Origin of the sequence: Streptomyces carminius, from assembly GCF_002794255.1 — a bacterium.
GTDB lineage: Bacteria > Actinomycetota > Actinomycetes > Streptomycetales > Streptomycetaceae > Streptomyces > Streptomyces carminius.
Genome location: NZ_PGGW01000058.1, coordinates 118951 through 133450 on the forward strand (window position 1 = coordinate 118951; position 14500 = coordinate 133450).

Consider the following 14500-nt stretch of genomic DNA (forward strand, 5'->3'; position numbering starts at 1 on the left):
GCGACGGGACACGGCGCGAGCCGGCCCGGGCCGACAGCGGGACGGGGCACCCCGGGAGATCCCGGGGCGCCCCGGACATCCCGGCGAATTCCAGGAAGTCACAGGAGAGCGGCACGACATGACAGACCGGTCCAGAGAGGTGGATCTCTGATGCCGAACCCGGACGTCTCGCCGCGCGCGGCCTACACCGCCGCGGTGGAGAGTCTGGCCGACCGCGTCCTCGGCGCCCTGCGGGGCGCCGGGGACCCGGTGGTGATCGCCACCCAGGTGGAGGAGGCACCCGACCCCAAGGCGGCGCTGGCCGCCGTACGCGTACTGGGGCCGGACGTCTTCGCCCCGGCGCTGTTCGGCGAGGCCCCTCCCGGCCCCGCCGACGTCCGGACGGTGGCCGAGTCCTTCCGGCTCTTCCCGCCCGCCCCCGACGCCACGCCCGAGACGGCGTGGCGCGACTGGACCACCGCCCGGCTCCTCCTCCGGTACGGCGGTGACGACTCCCTGGGCGCGCCCGAACCACCCGTCCTCGACGACGGCGGGGAGGGCCCGGACGGACCGGACGGCGCGGGGGGCGGCACCGGAGCACCGGACACCTCCTGGCGCGTGTGGTCCCTGCGCATGGCGCAGCTCGCCCCGCTCGCCCTGCCCGGCGTGGCCGGCCCCGTCCACGCGGCGGCGGCCCGGCGGTCGTCCGCCCTGGCCCGCGGCACGGCCCGGGCGATGCTGCGCCGCGACTACCCGATCGCCGCCTGCCTGGCCCGCTGGCTCGCCCACCCGGCACACCGCGGAGCGCGGCCCCGCCTGGACGTGGCGGCCGTGGTACGGCACATCGAACTGCACGGCGTGGGCGGGGCCCGCACCGCGCTGGACACCGCGATCGCCCGCCGGCTGCTGGACCGGCCGGAGCACCGGGGAGGCCCGACACCGTGAGCACACCGAGCACCTCCCCCCTGAGCGCCCCCGCGCCGGCCCCCGTGCCGCGGTCGGCCCGGCAGGTGACCGGCCGGGCCCTCGGCTGGCTGCGCCGCCACTGCGAGCTGGGCGTCCTGCCCCCCGGCACCACCGCGGAGCTCGCCCACCCCGACAGCGTCTACAAACCGCTGGGCGAGACGGCACTGGCCGGCTCCCTGGTGCTGCGCGAGGAGCGGGCCGACCCGCGGGACCACAAGGCCGCCCGCGAGCTGCTCGACTTCGCCTGGTGGGAGCTGCGCGGCGGCGACATGCTCTACGAGCGCCAGCTCCGGTACCTGATGATGACCGACCCACTGGAGCTCTACACGCACTTCGTCCGCGCCGGCTACCGGCACCGGCGGCTGGACGCCCTGCTGGAGCACCTGTACGGGGTGGTCACGCCGTACGCCGTCGAGCAGGTGCCCAACCGGCGGCTGGCGATCGCCAACGCCGCGCGGCTGATGGGCCTGGACCGCGCCACCGGCCGGGGGATCGACTGGAAGCTGCTCACCGACGCCACCTGGCTGGGCAACACCCCCGAGCCGTGGGCCGTCGACTGGATGACGGCCTACTCCATGACGCACACCGTCTTCCACCTCACCGACTGGGGCGCACGCCCCGGCGAGCTGCCGCCGCACCTGGAGGAGTACCTCCAGCTGTGGCTGCCGGTCTGGCTGGAGGTGTGGCGGGAGGTCGAGGAGTGGGACCTGTTCGCCGAACTGCTGATCGTCGGCGCCTGTCTGCGGGAGCCGTACCTGGACCCGGCCGCGTGGGCGGAGCTGGCCGCCGTGCAGCACGAGGACGGACTGGTCCCCCGGGACGGCAAGGCGGTGGACGGGGACGCCGGCCGGCGCTTCCGGGACCACCACCACCCCACCGTGGTGGCCGCCGTCGCCGGCACCCTGGCCCTGGCCCGGGTCCCTCCCTCCGGCGGCCCCCACGGCCCCTCCCCAGAAGCCGCCCGGTGAGCGGCACCGCCACCACCGGACCGGGCCCGGCGGAGTACGGCCCGGCGGGCGGGCCCGGGCCCGGCGCCCGCCTGGCGGCGGTGGCCGACGCCGCCTCCGGCCCGGCGGTGGCGGTCGTGGCGGTACGCGCCGGGGAGCCGGCCATGCTGTGCCGGGGCGCCACCGAGGCCACCCGCTTCGAACTCGGCTCGGTGACCAAGACGTTCACCGCCCTGCTGCTGGCCGAGTCGGTCGCCCGGGGCGAGGTGCGCGCCGACGAACCGATCGCGGGCCGCCTCCCCGGGCCGGCCGTGCCCCGGGGCCTGGGCGACCGGATCACCTTCGAGCACCTGGCCACCCACACCGCCGGACTGCCCCGGCTGCCGCCCGGGCTGCCGCGCCGGGCGCTGCCCCGCTGGTTCACCAACCCGTACGAGACCTTCACCCCCGAGCACCTGCTGCGCTCGCTCCCCCGGGTCCGGGTGCGCCGTCCGCCCGGTGAGCGGGTGCGCTACTCCAACCTCGGCGTCGGGCTGCTGGGGCAGTTGCTGGGCGAGGCCGCCGGCACCGGCCCCGCCGACCGCTCCGGCCCCGCCGGTCAGACCGATCCCACCGGCTACGCCGCCGCGCTCACCGCCCGGGTGCTGGCACCGCTGGGGCTGGCCGACACCACCTGCGACCCGGAGGTCCCGCAGGCCACCGGCCACTTCCACCACCGGCCCCGCCCCCCGTGGCGGATCCCCGGCCTGCCCGGCGCGGGCGCGCTGCGCTCCAGCCCACGCGACCTCCTGCGCTATCTGACGGCCCTGCTGGACCCGCCGGACGGCCCCGCGCGGATCCCCGGCACCCTGCGCACCGCGCTGCACGACGTGACCCGGCCGCGCGTCACGGAGCCCGGCGGCGACCGGGTGTGCCTGGTGTGGAAGTCGCGGCTGCTCACCGCGGCCGACGGCGCCCCCCGCGAGCTGCTGTTCCACTCGGGCGGCACCCGCGGCTTCACCTCGTTCGCCGGTTTCTCCCCCACCACCGGCACCGCCCTGGCGGCCCTCACCAACGGCTCGCCCACCCTGCGCGGCACGTTCATCCACACCGCGTACCGGGCGCTGCGCGAGCTGACCCTGGAGGCGCCTCCCCGGCAGCCGCCCGCCCGGCGGCCGGGGCCCGCGCACCCGGCGGAACCGCGCCCGGGGGTCCGATAACCGGCGGCCCGACAACCGGAGCTCAGTAGCCGGAGCTCAGTAGCCGGACGGCCGCACCAGCCCCGTCTCGTAGGCGTGGACCGCCGCCTGGGTGCGGTCCCGCAGCCCCAGTTTGGCCAGGATGCGGCCGACATGGGTCTTCACCGTCTGCTCCGCCACCACCAGCCGGGCGGCGATCTCCGCGTTCGACAGCCCCTGGGCGATCAGGGACAGCACCTCGGTCTCCCGCTCCGTCAGCTCCCCCGTCCGGTCCTGCAGCGGGGCCCGGGGCACTCTGGTCACCCGGGAGTACTCCGCGATGAGCCGCTTGGTGACGTTCGGTGCGAGCAGCGCGTCACCGGCCGCCACCACCCGTACCGCGTGGGCCAGCTCGCCGGCCGAGGCGTCCTTGAGCAGGAAGCCGGACGCGCCCGCGCGCAGCGCCTCGTACACGTACTCGTCGAGGTCGAAGGTGGTCAGGATCAGGACCCTCGTGGTGTTGTCCGGCCGCCCGGTGACGAGACGGGTGGCCTCGATGCCGTCGAGGTTGGGCATCCGGATGTCCATCAGGACGACGTCCGGGGCGAGGTCCGCGACCCGGCCGACGGCCTCCAGCCCGTCCACCGCCTGCCCGACGACCTCGATGTCCGGCTCGGCGCCCAGCAGCACCGTGAAGCCCTGCCGGACCATCGCCTGGTCGTCGGCTATCAGTACGCGGATCGTGGTCATGCGGGTTCCTCGGCGGGGTCTGCGGAGTCTGCGGGATCGGCGGGCAGGACGGCGGTCACTTCCCAGCCGCCGTCCGGAGTGGGCCCGGCGGCCAGTTCGCCGCCCAGCATGGCGGCGCGCTCCCGCATGCCCAGCAGCCCGTGCCCCCCGGGCGGGACGGACGGTACCGTACGGCCCTCCCGGCCCGGCGCGGTGTTGGCGACCCGCACGGTGAGCGCGTCCGGCCGGTGGCCGATCTCCACCCGTACCGCCGCGCCCGGCGCGTGCCGCATCGCGTTGCTGAGCGCCTCCTGCACGATGCGGAACGCCGACAGCTCCACACCCGGCGACAGCGGACGCGGCTCCCCCGTGATCCCGGTGGTGACCTCGACCCCGGCGCCGCGCACCGTGCCGAGCAGTTCGTCCAGCCGGTCCAGACCGGGCTGCGGGGCACGTGTCCCCTCCGCCCCCGGGTCCTCCGAGCGCAGCACCCCCAGGACGCGCCGCAGCTCGGTCAGCGCCTCGACGGCGTTCTCGCGGATGCCCGCGAGGTTCTCCCGCAGCTCCGGCGAGGGGTCGGCGACCAGGTGCGGGGCGACCTGCGCCTGGATGGAGATCACCGACATGTGGTGGGCGACCACGTCGTGCAGTTCCCGGGCGATCCGGCTGCGTTCCTCCAGCAGGGTGCGCCGGGCCCGCTCCTCGGCGGTGAGCTCCTCCTGCTCGGCCAGCCGGGTACGGGCCACCCGCACGCCGCGCAGCGCGGCACCGAGCACCACGGGCACCGTGAAGGTGACGACGTACGTGCGGGGCTCGGGGAACCGGTCGGGGTTCAGCGACACACCGGTCGCCCCCACCAGCAGGCTGAGCACCAGTGCCTCGGCCGCGACCCGGGGCCGGGTCCGCAGGGCCAGCAGGAAGAGCACCGCGGCGTGCGCGAAGAACCCCGGCTCGGTCCAGGGGTACATCGGGGGGCCCGCGCCCCTGCCCCGTTCCACCATGTCCGCGGAGACCGGGCCCGCCAGCGCGAGGGCCAGGGCCGGGGCCACCGTCGACACCCACCAGGCCGGCACGGGACGGTACAGCGCGCCGACGAGCGCCCCCGCCTGGGCGCCGGCGAGCAGCAGCGCCGTCTCCGGACCCAGCCGGTAGACGGCCCTGTAGTCGTCCGCCATGGCGAAGTTCAGGACCACCGCGAGCAGCACCACCGGTATCACCAGCATCAGCGACCAGTTCAGCCACAGCCGCCGCCCCACCGGCGGCAGCGGCTCGGCGGACACCGTCAGCAGGTCCTCGCGCAGGGCGCGCGGCGCCGCCCGCAGGCCCCGCAGGATCCGCCCCCGCACGCTCCGCCCCCTCGGCACGGGCCTCACCCTAGCGACTCCCCGCCGGCTCCCGCCGTCCACCACAACGCCTCCGCGCCGGCGCGGAGGCGCTCGTACCGCACGGGTTCGAAGTCGGTGTCCGCGCCGGGGACGACGACGGTGATCCGCTCGGCGCGGGCCGGGTTCCCGAAGACCTCGGCGGACCGGCCGCCGTTGCGGCCGCCGAAGGTGAGGAAGTGCCGGTCCGGCGCCGCCATGGCGCGCAGTGCGGCGGCCCGCCGCCGGTCGCCGTGGCCGTCGGCCGTCCGGGCGGCGGCCAGGACGTTCCCGCGGTTGGCGCGGTACCGCGCGGCGAGGGCCGCCGAGTACGCGTCCACCGGGCCGAGCGCGGCCGGTGGCGGTGCCGGTACGTCCGCGGCCCCGGCCGCACCCGACACCGGCACCGCCGCCGAGGCGGCGACCAGCGCGGTGAGCAGGGCGGTGAGCAGGGCGGTGAGCAGGGCGCGTCGGACGCGCCGCGGGTGACGTGTACCCCGTACCCGTCCGCCGCGCGTGCGGAGCTGCATGGCGGGTCCCTCCCGGTGCCGGACGGCTGCCGTGCTTTCCGGCACCGAGACTACGGAGCGCGCCCCCTGACCCGCGTCCCTCCGGGGAGCCCACCTTCCGGGTGGCTCTCAGGTACTACGAGGAGCGGGCGGGACCCCCGCGGGCCGCGCCGACGGCAGCGGGCGTACGGACCCGTACGCGGCGCCCACACCGTTCCCGGACGCCCGGGGTCACCGGGCCCGGCCCGGACGGCCCGGACGGCCCGGACGGCCCGGTGCCCGCACCCGTCGCTCCGGTGGGTGCGGGGCGGTGCCGTCCCCCGCCGTCCGCGGGCCGACGTGCGCGCCGGGGCTGATCAGGGGCGGCGCGCCGGAGTCGCGGAAGTAGGCGAGGAGGATCTCCTCCAGGGTGGGGTCGTCGGTCCGCCAACCGCCGGCGACGGGTCCGTCGGGCCGGACGAGCGCGGTGAGCTGCCGGCCGCTGACCCGTGACTCGACGACCGTGTGCCGGGCGAGCTCCGGGGGGAGGTCCCGGCCGGCGGGCGTCCCGGTGAGCGCGCCGGTGAGCGCCCCGGTGAGCAGGGTGTGGGTGGTGAGGATCTCGTCGACCCCGCCGGCCAGGCGGATGCCGCCCGCGGCGAGGACGAGCAGGTAGTCGCAGCTGTTCTCCAGGTCGGCGAGCAGATGGGAGGAGAGCAGCACGGTGGTGCCGTACTCGGCGGCCTCGGCCAGCAGGACGGACATGAGTTCGCGGCGCACCAGCGGATCGAGGCCGGACCCGGGCTCGTCCAGGAGGAGCAGGTCGGGACGCCGGCCGAAGGCGAGCGCGAAGGCCACCCGGGTGCGTTGGCCGCCGGAGAGGGCACCGGCCCGCGCGTCGAGGGGCACCCCGCCGGAGCGGACGATCCGCTCGGCGGTCCGCTGGTCCCAGCGGGGGTTCAGCTCCCGGCCCAGCCGCAGTGTCTCGGCGACGGTGAACCGCTTGAACAGCGGCTTCTCCTGAGGGAGGAACGCGACGCGCAGGCCGGCCTCCGCGGTCCCGGGGGCCGCGCCGAACACCCGGACGGTGCCCGTCGTCGGCTTCAGCAGATCCGCCGCCAGCCCCATCAGCGTGGTCTTGCCGGCGCCGTTCGGGCCGATGAGCCCGCAGACCCGGCCGGCCGGCAGCCGGAACGAGCAGTCCCGGAGCGCCCAGCCGCGCCGGTACCGCTTCCCCAGGCCGTACGCCTCGATGGCGGACTCCTCCGCCTCCTCCGCGTACCCCCCGCCGGCCGCGGCCGTACTCACCCGGGTTCCCCGCCCGCGCCGCCGTGCCCGTCGCCGGCGGCCGCCGCGCTCCCGCCGTACCGCTCCTGCAGGACCGACGTGACCAGGGCGGTCACGTCCTCCCGGTCGAGCCCCGCCGCACGGGCCCGGTCCATCCACGCCGTCAGTTCCCCGCGCAGCGGCGAGTCGGCGGCGGCCTGGGGCCGGGCCAGCGACCGGCGCACGAACGTCCCCAGGCCGGGGCGCGGTTCCACCAGTCCCTCCCGCTCCAGTTCCCGGTAGGCCTTGAGGGTCGTGTTCGGGTTGACCGCGCAGGTCCGCGCGACCTCCTTGGCCGTCGGCAGCCGGTCGCCCGGCAGCAGCACACCGAGCCGCAGGGCCTGCTTGGTCTGCAGGACGATCTGCTGGTAGGCGGCGATCCCGCTCCGTCTGTCGATGCGGAACTCGATCTCCCTCACCCCCCTCTGGCCGGTTCCACCGGCCGGCCGGTGGAACCGACGATGGAGGGGCGGCGCGGCCCTGTCAAACGAGGCGGACGGCGGACGGCGGACGGCGGGCGCGCGGCGGGCGGTCCGGGGACCGCCGGGGCAGGGGCGCCCCGGCCGGCGCCTCAGCCGAAGGAGAGCGGGATCTCCTCGGCGCGCAGTTCCGCGACGGCCCGGCCGTACATCCGGGACTTGATCACACCGAGTGTGGGGCTCGCCTTGGCCGTCAGGGACCCGGCGATCTCCAGCGCGGTGGCGCGTACGGCGTCCTCGGCCACCGCCCGGTCGACGATCCCGGCGGCGCGGGCCTCCTCGCCCCCGTAGCGGCGGGCGGTGACCATGGCCTCGTGGGCGGTCTGCGGGGTCAGCCTGGCCTGGATCAGGGCGGACATGCCCGGGGTGAAGGGGATGTGGATGTCGGCCTCGGGCAGGCACCAGTAGCCCCGGTCGGCGCGCATCACCCGGAAGTCGTGGCACAGCGAGAGCATGGCGCCGGCCGCGAAGGTGTGGCCCTGGAGGGCGGCCACGGTGACCAGCGGCAGGGTCAGCACCCGGGCGAGGAGCTCCTGGACGCTCGCGGCGTACTCGGCGGCCCGGTCGGTGTGGGCGAGCAGCCAGTCGAGGTCCAGGCCGTTGGAGAAGAACTTGCCGGTGGCCGCCGTCACCAGGGCACGGGGCCCCTCGGCGTTCTCCACCTCGTCGAGCAGCGCGCCGACCGAGGCGAGCCAGTCCGGGTGGAAGCGGTTCTCGGTGTCCCCGAGGTCGAGGAGGAAGACGTCGTCCCGGCGCTCCAGCGTGGGCATGGGTGGCTCCTTCGGTCAGGGAGGCGGGAGGGCGGGCCCTCCCGACAGGCTGCTACCGGCAAGTAACTACTCGGCGGCATGTTATCCGGCTTCCGGTGGCACCCGGCCACCGCACGCCTGCCCGCGCGCCCCACGGGGCGGAAGGGACCGCACGGATCCGGACAGCCGGCCGGACAGCCGCCGGAAGGAAAGCGTCGAGACGGAAACTTCCGGTGTGCGCGCCCGCGGGGTGCCCGGTGGGCGAGAATCGGCCACCACGACCGGCCACCGCCCCGCGCGGGATACGGGTGGCGGGCCGGAGCGGGAGCGGGAGCGACGAGGAGAGCCGGTGGAACAGTCCGGGGGCCGCCGGGGAACGACCGGAACCGCTCCGGCCCGCACCTCGCGCCGAGCGCCGACCCCGACCGGATCACCGAGCGGATCCAATGCCTCGTACTCCGACATGGTGTTCGGCCTGTTCAAGATCCTCGGCTACGACTTCAGCCCGCGGTTCCGCGACCTGGACGACCAGCGGTTCTGGCGGGCCTCGGTGCCCGGCGTCGAGACGGGCACGTACGGCGTGGTGGAGGACCTGGCCCGCAACCGCGTGAACCTGAACAAGGTGATCACGCACTGGCCGGACATGCCGAAGGTCGCCGGTTCCCTCGTCACCGACCAGGTCCGCGCCTACGACCTGCTGCGCATGTTCGGCCGCGAGGGACACCCGGCCCCGCTACAGCTTCACCGCCTCCACCCCGGCGGCCGGCGCCCTGCGCCCGCTGCGCGACCCGGACACGCTGGAACTGGATGAGGACGACGAAACGCGAACCGAGTATGCGAGCGGCCGACCGGAGTGAGAGTCCGTCCCGCGGTGAGGGCGTGTCCTACAGGTGCGGGTAGTCGGTGTAGCCGTGGTGGTCACCGCCGTAGAAGGTGGCGGGGTCCGGTGTGTTGTAGGGGCCCTGGGCGGCCAGGCGGGCGGGCAGGTCGGGGTTGGCGAGGAACAGTGCCCCGAAGGCGATCATGTCCGCGGTGCCGTCCTGGATGAGGGTGAGTGCGTCCGGGCCGGTGGGCTGCGGGTGGGTGAGCGGGTTGAGGATGAACGTCGAGGGCCAGGACTTGCGCAGGCGTGTGGTCAGTTCCCGGTCGGCTCCTTCGATCATGTGCAGGTAGGCCAGGTTCAACTCGCTGAGCCGGGTGACCAGCGTGGTGTAGGTGCTCTCCACGTCCGCCGCGTCGTGCTCGGCGATGTCGTTGTAGGGGTTCGCGGGCGAGATTCGGAAGCCGGTGCGGCGGCCGCCGATCGCCTTTGCGACAGCTGCAGCCACCTCCAGGGCGAAGCGGACCCGGCCTGCCACATCACCGCCCCAGCCGTCCGCGCGCTGGTTGGTGTTGGGGGCGAGGAACTGGTGGATCAGGTAGCCGTTCGCGCCGTGAATCTCGACCCCGTCGAAGCCCGCGGCGATCGCGTTGCGTGCTGCGTCGGCGAAGTCGGCGATGGTGCGGGCGATGCCGTCGGCGTCCAGTTCCTGCGGGGTGACGAAGTCCATCGGCCCCTGGTGGGTGAACACCTGGCCCTTCGCGGCGACGGGTGAGGGCGCAACGGGGTGCAGACCGGCGGGGAGGAGACTGGGGTGGCCGATGCGGCCGGTGTGCATCAGCTGCGCGAAGATCACCCCGCCCCTGGCGTGGACGGCGTCGGTGACCTTGCGCCAGGCGCTGACCTGCTCCGGCGAGTGCAGGCCCGATGTGTCGGGGTAGCCCTGGCCGACCGGCGAGGGCTGTATGCCCTCGGTGACGATGAGGCCGGCGCTCGCTCGCTGGCTGTAGTAGGTCGCCATCAGGTCGGTCGCGGTGGCGCCCGGCCCGTAGGCCCGGCTACGGGTCATCGGCGCCATCACGATGCGGTTGGCCAGCGACCGGCCGGCCACATCGACCGGGGCGAATACGTTCGTCATGAGAATCTCCCTGCTGTCACAAAGATGGAAGAAAAAGGGGAGCATCTGCTGCGTCGTCGGCCTGCGAGTCATCTCTGCGCGCCGGTCCGGGCACGGGGCCGCGCCCGCGTAGCGCCGACGGGACCGTAGAGGCCCCACGTGCGTGTTCGTGCGTTCCCGCCGCGCTGATACGCCGATCATGGGCGGAGTCGAAGCATGTCCTCCTGGGCCCGTGTGGAGCGAGGGCAGCCCTAGCTCCACACAGGACACGGATGGTGTCGACAAGTCAGCCGGCTCTCCGTGCCCGCTTACTCGCCAGGTGGCTGTCGGCTGTGGTCCCTGAGCGACTTCTCGATGATGCGCGCGCATGTGGTGAATGCCTGGATCTGGTCAGGGGTCAGGTCGCGCACGGAAACCTGTTCCAGGGTCCGCCACATGTCGGCGATGGGCTCTTGGAGAGCACGCCCGGCGTCGGTGAGGTGGACCACCATGACCCGCCGGTCGTGGGAGGCGGGCTCCCGGGTGAGCAGCCCGGCCTCCTGCATACGGCGCAGGGACTTGGAAACGGTGGAGTGGTCGAGACCGGCCCGCTCCAGCAGTTCCGCCTGGGTCCGGCCATCGTGGTCGAAGAGCTGCATGAGCAGCAGCTCCTGCCCCGGGTGCAGGTTCATGGCGCGCAGCATGCCGGCGGCATGGGCGCGGTGGGTGCGGGCGAGCTGGAAGATGGCGTAGCTCAACGGCCCCGCTTCCGCCGTGTTCGGAAGCTCCGACGAGGTGGGGTCTGACATGGCTGCTCCCTCATCACACAGCAAGTGGGCTGGCGGACTAGTTGACGGTGAGGACGATCTTGCCGCGGTTGTGGCCGGCGTCGCTGGCCTGCTGGGCCTTGGCCGCTTCGGCGAGGGGGTAGGTGGCGCTGATCGTGGTGACCAGGGTGCCGTCGGCGGCCTGCTGGGCCAGCTCGGCGAGGCGGGCGGCGGAGCGGCGCTGGGGCCCCTCGGCGAAGACGACGCCGAGCTCAGCGGCGCGGAAGTCGGCAGTGGTGACGATCCGGTCCGTGCCGCCGCGCAGAGTGATGGAGTCCTCCAGCGCACCCTTGCCCGCGGCGTCGAAGACAGCGTCCACCCCTTCGGGGGCAAGCGCACGGACCCGCTCGACCAGGTTGTCGCCGTAGACCAGCGCGGTGGCGCCGAGGGAGGTGACGTACTCCTGGTTGGCCGGGCCCGCGGTGCCGATGACGCGGGCGCCGCGTGCGACGGCCAGTTGGACGGCGATGGTGCCCAGCGCCCCGGAGGCACCGTGGATCAGCAGCGTCTCACCGGAGGTGACACCGAGCAGGTCCAGGACGCGCTCGGCGCCGTCGGTCGCCACGGGCAGGGCGGCGGCGTGCGCCCAGTCCAGACCGGCGGGCTTGGGCGCGAGGACGGCCGCGGAGGCCAGGGCGTATTGGGCGTAGGAGCCGGTGTCGGACCAGCCGAGGACCTCGTCTCCGGCCTTGAGGTGGTCGACGCCCTCACCGACGGCGTCGACCACTCCAGCGATCTCGCCGCCGGGCACGGCGGGGAGGGTGGTGGGGAAGATGGCCTCCATACCGCCGGAACGGATCTTGCCGTCCACCGGGTTGACACCGACAGCCCGGACACGCACACGGACCTGACCGGGGCCGGGCTGGGGGATGTCGATCTCCGCCTCGTGCAGGACCTCGGTGCCACCGAACGTGTCGAAAACTATGGCCTTCATGACAGCTCTCCTTGAAGTGGGATGCCGCACCGACCAAATTTAGTGGCCAGCCACATAAAAGTAGCACTGATTACGTGGCTGGCCAAGTTATTGGTCGAGGAGCTTCCAGGGGCGAGCCCGTCCGTCGTCAAACGATCGAATGACGACAGGCCGGGCGCACGTCCGATGAACCGGGACTTTCCGGGGCCCGGCGACGGCTCAGCTCCAACGGGATCCGATAGCGGTTGACGGCAGAGGCAGACGACACCGAGGACCGAGGTCCGATGAGGGGCGGAAGCGAGGGACAGCGTGGCCAATCTCGTCTACAAGCGGGGGTCGACCGACCAGCAGTCGACCGCCCGCCAGAACCTCGTCCTGGCCGAGGCCGGGATCGAGGACTCGGTCGTCTTCGAGGAGGCTGGAACCTCCAGCCGTCTCCACCCGCTTGAGCACCCGAAGTTTGGCGGCCTGCTCACCTACGCACGGCCGGGCGACACCGTGCACGTCTCCGAGATGTTCCGCCTCGTACGCGGCACCGGACACATCCTCGACGTGCTCGACGTCCCGCACCGCGACCGTCTCGCCCCGCGCATCCACGACGGCGTGTTCTCCGGCATGGACCTCACCGCACGCCACCCGCGCACCGGCCAGCTGCCGTCCACCGTGAAGTTCATGGTGCAGACCCTCGCCGCCGCCGGCGACCTCCAGCGCGACCTCCAACGGGAGCTGACGTACGACGGACTGCGGGCCACCGAGGCCAAGGACAACAAGGGCGGACGCCGTCCCGCCCTGGCGGACGAGACGGTCGCCGACGTGCGCACCGCACACCTGGAGGGCCAGTCCGTCGCCGCCCTGGCCCGCGAGCACAGCGTTGGCCGCGGCGCCGTGCGCACCGCCGTCGCCGACCTCCTGCCCGAGCACGTCGCCGACGACGAACCCGCCCCGGCCCCGGAGCTCCCCATCACCCTCGACATGCCCGGCAAGGTCGCGGACTTTCTCCGTACCACCGAGCCGGACGACGCCGGGCGGGCCGCGCTCGACCACGGCCAGGCCGTGCGACGCGGCACGGGCTACACCCTCCGCGTCACCGCCGTTCCCGCGGTCCACCTCCAACTCCTCGCCCGCTGCCAGGTACTCGACGGCGCCGGGGCGATCCCCGCCCGGCGCAAGGCCCGCCGCGAGTACGAGAACCGCGTCAGCACCCTCGGAGCCCCAGTCTGACCGAGATCACCGGCTTGGCGTCACCGCTGTACCGATGTTCCCCGAGGCCGTGTACGACCGGCGCACCCCGTCCAGCCCGGTCCTCACCCAGCTCGACCGCACCCTGGAGGCGATCGCCGACAGCCCCGTCACCACCGCCTGCCCGGCCCGTGCCGAACCGGGCGGGACGGACGACGCGACCGCCTGGCGTCTGCGCTGGAGCAGCGCGGGGCACCCGCCGCCCCTGGTGGCCACCCCGGACCGGCGGGCGGAGTACCTGCACGCCGAACCCGGCGTACCGCTCGGCGTCGATCCCGGCCTCCGCCCCGGCCCGACCACACCCACCCCCTGCCGGACGGGGCCTCGGTGGTCCTCTTCACCGACGGGCTGGTGGAGCACCCCCGGCACCCGCTCGACGAGACGATGGCGGCACTCGCCCGGGTGGCCGCCGACCACGCCGCGCCGCCGCCGGACGCGCTGTGCCGCGTCCTCGCCCACCGGCACACCGGCGGCGGCCACGACGACCCGGCCGTCCTCGTGCCGCGCGTTCCGGAGCGCGCCGCCCACCCGGACTGACACCGCGGGAGCAGGGGGTGGCGGAGCGGAGCCGCCGCACCGCCACCGGCGCGTCCGCGTCCCGGCGGCCCGTCCCGGCGGGCGGCACGGCCCGCCGGCCGTGCCGCGCCTCCGCCGCGCGGACGGGCCCGGTGCCGGCGGGTCCGTCCGTGCGGCGTCCGGTCCCGGCGCCTCAGGAGAAGTTCACGTCGCTGCAGATGTAGTACACCTGGTCGGCGTGGGACGCCTTCCAGATCGTGTACACGATGTGGTGCCCGGTTCGGCCGGGGGCGCTGACGTCGACCAGAAGGTCCGAGGCGGGGGCGTACCGCCCGGTCGTCCCGAGCAGCTCCAGATCGCCCCAGCCCAGCCGCCGGGTGGTGGGGTCGAAGCCCTGCCGGGTGACGTAGACCCGCAGGTAGTCGGCACCGTGCAGGGCCTGGTCGCGCAGGTGCACCGTGAAGTCCTCGCCGACGTCCGTGGTCCGCCACGGGCCCGGGTTGTCCATGGACCGGTAGCGGCCGTCCCCGGTGAGGCCGGCGCTGCACAGCTGTCCGTCGGGGATGAACGCCCGGTGGTCGCCGCCGACGTTCTCGCGGTACAGGCCGTTCCAGTTCCACATGGCGTTGGTGTCGTCCTGCCAGGCCTGCCAGCACATGGGGTCCTCCCGCTGCATGGCCGGATTCTGGAAGTCGCTTCCCCAGCGCAGCCAGCAGCCGTAGTTGCGGGAGGCGGGGTCGATGACCGAACCGTGGGCGGCGGCCGGGTCGGCCCACGGGACCAGACCGACGAGCACGGCGGACAGCAGCGCGAGGACCCGGAGCGTCCAGCGCCCTCTTAAATCATGCTCATGACAATAAGGCATGGATTCTTCGCCTTTCGGGGATCGAGGACTCCCTGCTTGAAGC

15 protein-coding genes and 2 pseudogenes are annotated in these 14500 nt (G+C 74.4%); 7 read left to right on the top strand and 10 right to left on the bottom strand.

Annotation, left to right across the window (positions count from 1 at the left end):
• Window positions 1–150 precede the first annotated feature (150 nt).
• The 3 genes from CUT44_RS17685 to CUT44_RS17695 are packed head-to-tail and all read left to right on the top strand — an operon-like array spanning window position 151 to window position 3091.
• Window positions 151–924 carry a hypothetical protein gene (locus CUT44_RS17685; protein WP_233221465.1) on the top strand — a complete coding sequence of 258 codons (774 nt, stop codon included), beginning with the start codon at window positions 151–153 and terminating at the stop codon, window positions 922–924.
• Window positions 921–1913, top strand: a complete 993-nt coding sequence (locus CUT44_RS17690) for a DUF6895 family protein (RefSeq protein ID WP_233221466.1) — start codon at window positions 921–923, stop codon at window positions 1911–1913. The genes CUT44_RS17685 and CUT44_RS17690 overlap by 4 nt, the downstream gene beginning before the upstream one ends.
• Window positions 1910–3091: a serine hydrolase domain-containing protein gene (locus CUT44_RS17695; protein WP_233221467.1), complete on the top strand. Its 1182-nt coding sequence runs from the start codon at window positions 1910–1912 to the stop codon at window positions 3089–3091. Before CUT44_RS17690 ends, CUT44_RS17695 begins: the two co-directional genes overlap by 4 nt.
• Before the next feature lie 36 nt (window positions 3092–3127).
• Here the strand turns inward: CUT44_RS17695 and CUT44_RS17700 are convergent, their stop codons facing one another.
• From CUT44_RS17700 to CUT44_RS17725, 6 genes are all read right to left on the bottom strand, one after another.
• On the bottom strand, window positions 3128–3799 hold the full coding sequence (locus CUT44_RS17700) for a response regulator (protein ID WP_100202856.1): 672 nt from the start codon (window positions 3797–3799) through the stop codon (window positions 3128–3130).
• A complete protein-coding gene (locus CUT44_RS17705) occupies window positions 3796–5124 on the bottom strand; it encodes a sensor histidine kinase (RefSeq protein ID WP_199185739.1) in 1329 nt (442 codons plus the stop codon). The genes CUT44_RS17700 and CUT44_RS17705 overlap by 4 nt, the downstream gene beginning before the upstream one ends.
• Before the next feature lie 23 nt (window positions 5125–5147).
• Window positions 5148–5669 carry an alpha/beta hydrolase gene (locus CUT44_RS17710; RefSeq protein ID WP_100202857.1) on the bottom strand — a complete coding sequence of 174 codons (522 nt, stop codon included), beginning with the start codon at window positions 5667–5669 and terminating at the stop codon, window positions 5148–5150.
• Window positions 5670–5879: 210 nt separating this feature from the next.
• Complete coding sequence (locus CUT44_RS17715) at window positions 5880–6935, bottom strand: ABC transporter ATP-binding protein (RefSeq protein ID WP_233221468.1); 1056 nt, start codon at window positions 6933–6935, stop codon at window positions 5880–5882.
• Window positions 6932–7363, bottom strand: a complete 432-nt coding sequence (locus CUT44_RS17720) for a GntR family transcriptional regulator (RefSeq protein ID WP_199185753.1) — start codon at window positions 7361–7363, stop codon at window positions 6932–6934. Before CUT44_RS17720 ends, CUT44_RS17715 begins: the two co-directional genes overlap by 4 nt.
• Window positions 7364–7524: 161 nt before the next feature.
• Window positions 7525–8202, bottom strand: a complete 678-nt coding sequence (locus CUT44_RS17725; protein ID WP_100202859.1) for an enoyl-CoA hydratase-related protein — start codon at window positions 8200–8202, stop codon at window positions 7525–7527.
• A 424-nt stretch (window positions 8203–8626) separates the two neighbouring features.
• Here CUT44_RS17725 and CUT44_RS17730 point away from each other — a divergent pair.
• Window positions 8627–8917 (top strand): annotated as a pseudogene (locus CUT44_RS17730) (Tn3 family transposase); the annotation flags it as partial.
• A gap of 148 nt (window positions 8918–9065) precedes the next feature.
• Here the strand turns inward: CUT44_RS17730 and CUT44_RS17735 are convergent.
• From CUT44_RS17735 to CUT44_RS17745, 3 genes are all read right to left on the bottom strand, one after another.
• The gene (locus CUT44_RS17735) at window positions 9066–10139 is read right to left on the bottom strand and encodes an alkene reductase (protein ID WP_100202860.1); all 1074 of its coding nucleotides are present in this window, start codon (window positions 10137–10139) and stop codon (window positions 9066–9068) included.
• Between the two features lie 287 nt (window positions 10140–10426).
• Window positions 10427–10906, bottom strand: coding sequence for a MarR family winged helix-turn-helix transcriptional regulator (locus CUT44_RS17740; RefSeq protein ID WP_100202861.1), 480 nt, complete (start codon window positions 10904–10906; stop codon window positions 10427–10429).
• Between the two features lie 37 nt (window positions 10907–10943).
• Window positions 10944–11858 (bottom strand): NADP-dependent oxidoreductase, encoded by a 915-nt coding sequence (locus CUT44_RS17745; RefSeq protein ID WP_100202862.1) that lies wholly within the window; start codon window positions 11856–11858, stop codon window positions 10944–10946.
• 288 nt (window positions 11859–12146) lie between these two features.
• On the opposite strand from CUT44_RS17745, the gene CUT44_RS17750 reads away from it, so the two are divergent.
• From CUT44_RS17750 to CUT44_RS34735, 3 genes and pseudogenes are all read left to right on the top strand, one after another.
• Complete coding sequence (locus CUT44_RS17750; protein WP_100202863.1) at window positions 12147–13058, top strand: recombinase family protein; 912 nt, start codon at window positions 12147–12149, stop codon at window positions 13056–13058.
• A 34-nt stretch (window positions 13059–13092) separates the two neighbouring features.
• Window positions 13093–13296, top strand: a pseudogene (locus tag CUT44_RS34730) (hypothetical protein); the annotation flags it as partial.
• Between the two features lie 107 nt (window positions 13297–13403).
• On the top strand, window positions 13404–13613 hold the full coding sequence (locus CUT44_RS34735) for a SpoIIE family protein phosphatase (RefSeq protein ID WP_332888273.1): 210 nt from the start codon (window positions 13404–13406) through the stop codon (window positions 13611–13613).
• 172 nt (window positions 13614–13785) lie between these two features.
• On the opposite strand, the gene CUT44_RS17765 is transcribed toward CUT44_RS34735, so the two are convergent.
• Window positions 13786–14457 carry a lytic polysaccharide monooxygenase auxiliary activity family 9 protein gene (locus tag CUT44_RS17765; protein WP_100202865.1) on the bottom strand — a complete coding sequence of 224 codons (672 nt, stop codon included), beginning with the start codon at window positions 14455–14457 and terminating at the stop codon, window positions 13786–13788.
• Window positions 14458–14500: the final 43 nt, after the last annotated feature.